Below are 3,098 nucleotides of genomic sequence, written 5' to 3'. Positions count from 1 at the left end.
TTAGGCTCACAGGACATCGCCATTGCAATCATCGCACGCTGACGCATACCGCCGGAAAACTCGTGCGGATACTGCTTTAAACGTTTTGCCGGATTTGGAATTCCCACCAGTCCCAGCAGCCGCTGTGCTTCGGCATAGGCTTCCTTTTTGTTCATGTTGGTGTGCACCAGAATCTTTTCTGCAATCTGCCGTCCAATCGTCAGGGTTGGGTTCAGTGCTGCCAGCGCATCCTGAAAGATGATGGCACAATCGCTGCCGCGGTATTTCTGCCACTGCTGCGGCGTCTGTGTCAGCAGGTTTCTTCCCTCAAACAAAATCTCGCTGCCCTCTTTGATCTCACCAGGCGGCGTCTGAATCAATCCCATGATGCTTTTTGCTGTGACCGATTTTCCGCAGCCCGACTCGCCGACGATGGCGACCGATTCTCCCTCCTGCACCTGAAAGGAGACACCGCGAACAGACTGTACCTCTCCCGCATAGCTGTGATAGGATACTCTCAGATTTTTTACTTCCAAAAGATTGCCCAAACTGCACACCTCCTATTTATGCAGACGTGGGTCCAACGCATGTTGGAGCACATCTCCCAAAATGTTCAGGCACAATACCGTCATCAGAATAAACAAGCCTGGAATCAGCGCCAGCAGCGGATCATACAGAATATACTGTTGTGCATTTTGCAGCATGCTGCCCCAGGAGGACTTCGGAAGTGCAACGCCGTAGCCCAGATAGCTCAGCGCCGACTCATCCAGAATGGCGCCCGCAATGCTCAGCGAAGCCGCTACAATGATCTGGGTGGTCATATTCGGGATGATGTGCTGCAAAATGATGCGCGGATGGCTGACTCCCAGCGTCTTTGCCGCGATGACAAAGTCGCGTTCCTTTAAAGTCAGCGTCTGTGCCCGCACAATTCGGGCCACACCGGTCCAGGAAAACAGCGCCAGCATCAGCACCAGTGTAATCATGTTGTTTGGCACAAACGAAAAGATGACGATAATCATCAGCAAGCTCGGCACCGACTGGAACATATCCACGATACGCATGAGGACAACGTCGGTCTTTCCGCCCAGATAGCCGCTGATCGAACCAACCAGCGTTCCCACAACAACCGAAACCATCATCGCCGAAAAGCCGACCAGCAGCGAAACTCTGCCGCCGTACAAGGCTCTGGTGAACGAATCGCGTCCCAGCTCATCGGTACCAAACCAGTGTTCTGCACTGGGCGGCGCCATCTTGTTCATGACGTCCATATAGTCTGGATCATACGGTGAAAGCGGCGCCAGAATCGAGGACAGAATGATCACAAGCAGAAGTACCAGACAGATAATCGCCAGCTTGTTGGACTTGAGCGCCTGTCCCAGATGATAGAGCATTCCGCGATCATAGCTTTGTTCCACAATATTTTCTTCCCGCTGCGCCTTGGCAAAATCCTCTGCACGAAGCGCAGCTTTGTTTAACGGTGAAAGCAACTTAGCCATCGACCTGCTCCTTTCCCTGTTTGATTCTCGGATCTGCAAATCCATACAGAATGTCCGCCAGGAAGTTGCCCAGCAGAAGGATGGTGCAGGAGAACATGGTGATTCCCATAATCATCGGGTAATCGCGGTTGTTGATAGCGGACATTCCCAAGGTACCCAGTCCAGGCCATGCAAACACCGACTCGATGATAAACGAACCGGTGACCAGTGTGCCAAAGCGGGAGCCCACCACGGTGATGATCGGCAGCATGCAGTTTTTGAGCACCTGTCCGTACATGATTCCTCGGTTGGAGATGCCTTTGGAGATGGCGGTCTGCACATACTCCTCCTCCATCTGGGTGATGGTGTTGGAGCGAATGTAGCGCACAAAGACTGCCATATTGTTGAGTCCCAGCACCACTGCCGGCAGAATTCCGTGCTTGATGACATCCCATGCGGAATTGACACCGATCGTTCTCATGCCGGAGCTTGGCAGCAGTCCCAGCTTCATCGAAAAGAGGATAATCAGCACAATGCCCAGCCAGAATGCCGGCACCGAGATGCCCAGATAGGTTAGTCCGCTGATGATGTTGTCCACCAGCTTATTTTTATGCGTTCCCGCTATCAGACCCAGCGGTATCGCAATCAACAGCGACAGCAACAGCGAAGATCCCATCAGTCCCACGGTACAGGGCAGTTTTTCCAGAATCTGGTCCAAAACCGGCTGCTTGTTGTTGATGGAAATACCCAGATTTCCGTGCACCAGTTTTTCGGCCCAGCTGACATACTGCTCCACAACATTTCCGTTCAGACCCAGCGACTCCCTCATCCTGCCCATCTCCTCATCGGTCATTTTATGGCCGGTGGCGCCAGGAGTCATATAGATATACAACGGGTCTCCAGGCGCAAAGTATATGATGGAAAAGGAAAAGATCGAAACCAGAATCCAGACAAGAAACATCTGCAAAAAGCGTTTTAACACAAACTTTTTCATGATCCTTCTCCTCCTGCGATCGTGCTCTTGCAAAATGCCGCCTTCTTTTGCCAAGAAGGCGGCATTTTGGCTTTCACTGATCTGTGCGTAACTTGATCTGTGCGTAACTTTTATTCCATAGAAAGTTTGGTGTAGTCTTCAAAGATAGGTGTTTTCTTGATGGTGTCTGCACCCTTGATATTTGCAGTGGTTACAAATACATAGTTTGGATATGCGATTGGGTAGCAGGTCATCTCATCCTTGGTCTGCTGCTGAATCTGTTTGTAGATTTCTGCACGTTCTTCATCGGTGAATACGGTGCGGGCATCTTTCCACAGCTGCAGAACTTCGTCGCTGACTGCCAGGTTGACACCCCAGGTACCGTCGTACATACCTGCAACAACGCTGTCCGGGTCGCCCGATGCAGCATAGCCGTTGAGGTAGAACTCATAGTCGCCGTCGGTGCCGAATACCTTCTCAAAGAATCCGGTGGATTCCAGCGGAATAACATCGAGGTTGATGCCGACTTCTTTGAGCTGCTGCTGGATGATCTGTGCGGTCTCTTTCATGTAAACACGCTCAGAGTTAAAGTACAGGGTCATGGTAGTTCCTTCCAGACCTGCCTCACTGACCAGCTGTTATGCGTATACCAGATCCGGCCCATAACCCTG

Annotated in this window: 4 protein-coding genes; all 4 read right to left on the bottom strand. The window is 51.5% G+C overall.

All coding sequences use genetic code 11. The annotated features are described in order from the left end of the window. Nucleotides 1–527: ABC transporter ATP-binding protein (locus Q0L39_RS11425; RefSeq protein ID WP_296629298.1), on the bottom strand; the 527-nt coding region annotated here is incomplete at its 3' end. 12 nt (nt 528–539) lie between these two features. Beyond that, entirely contained in the window at nt 540–1,475 is a 936-nt protein-coding gene (locus Q0L39_RS11420) for an ABC transporter permease (RefSeq protein ID WP_296629296.1), read from the bottom strand. Next, complete coding sequence (locus tag Q0L39_RS11415) at nt 1,468–2,448, bottom strand: ABC transporter permease (RefSeq protein WP_296629294.1); 981 nt, start codon at nt 2,446–2,448, stop codon at nt 1,468–1,470. The genes Q0L39_RS11420 and Q0L39_RS11415 overlap by 8 nt, the downstream gene beginning before the upstream one ends. 110 nt (nt 2,449–2,558) lie before the next feature. Further along, the gene (locus Q0L39_RS11410; RefSeq protein WP_296629300.1) at nt 2,559–3,062 is read right to left on the bottom strand and encodes an ABC transporter substrate-binding protein; all 504 of its coding nucleotides are present in this window, start codon (nt 3,060–3,062) and stop codon (nt 2,559–2,561) included. Nucleotides 3,063–3,098 lie beyond the last annotated feature (36 nt).

Origin of the sequence: uncultured Negativibacillus sp. (genome assembly GCF_944388365.1) — a bacterium.
In the GTDB taxonomy this organism is placed as follows: domain Bacteria; phylum Bacillota; class Clostridia; order Oscillospirales; family Ruminococcaceae; genus Negativibacillus.
Note: the sequence above shows the minus strand (reverse complement) of the source record. Positions and strands in the feature narration are given on the sequence as shown.

Coding starts and splice junctions, on each gene's coding strand:
- Q0L39_RS11420 (WP_296629296.1), bottom strand. CDS start 1,475: ATGGCTAAGTTGCTTTCACCGTTAAACAAAGCTGCGCTTCGTGCAGAG.
- Q0L39_RS11415 (WP_296629294.1), bottom strand. CDS start 2,448: ATGAAAAAGTTTGTGTTAAAACGCTTTTTGCAGATGTTTCTTGTCTGG.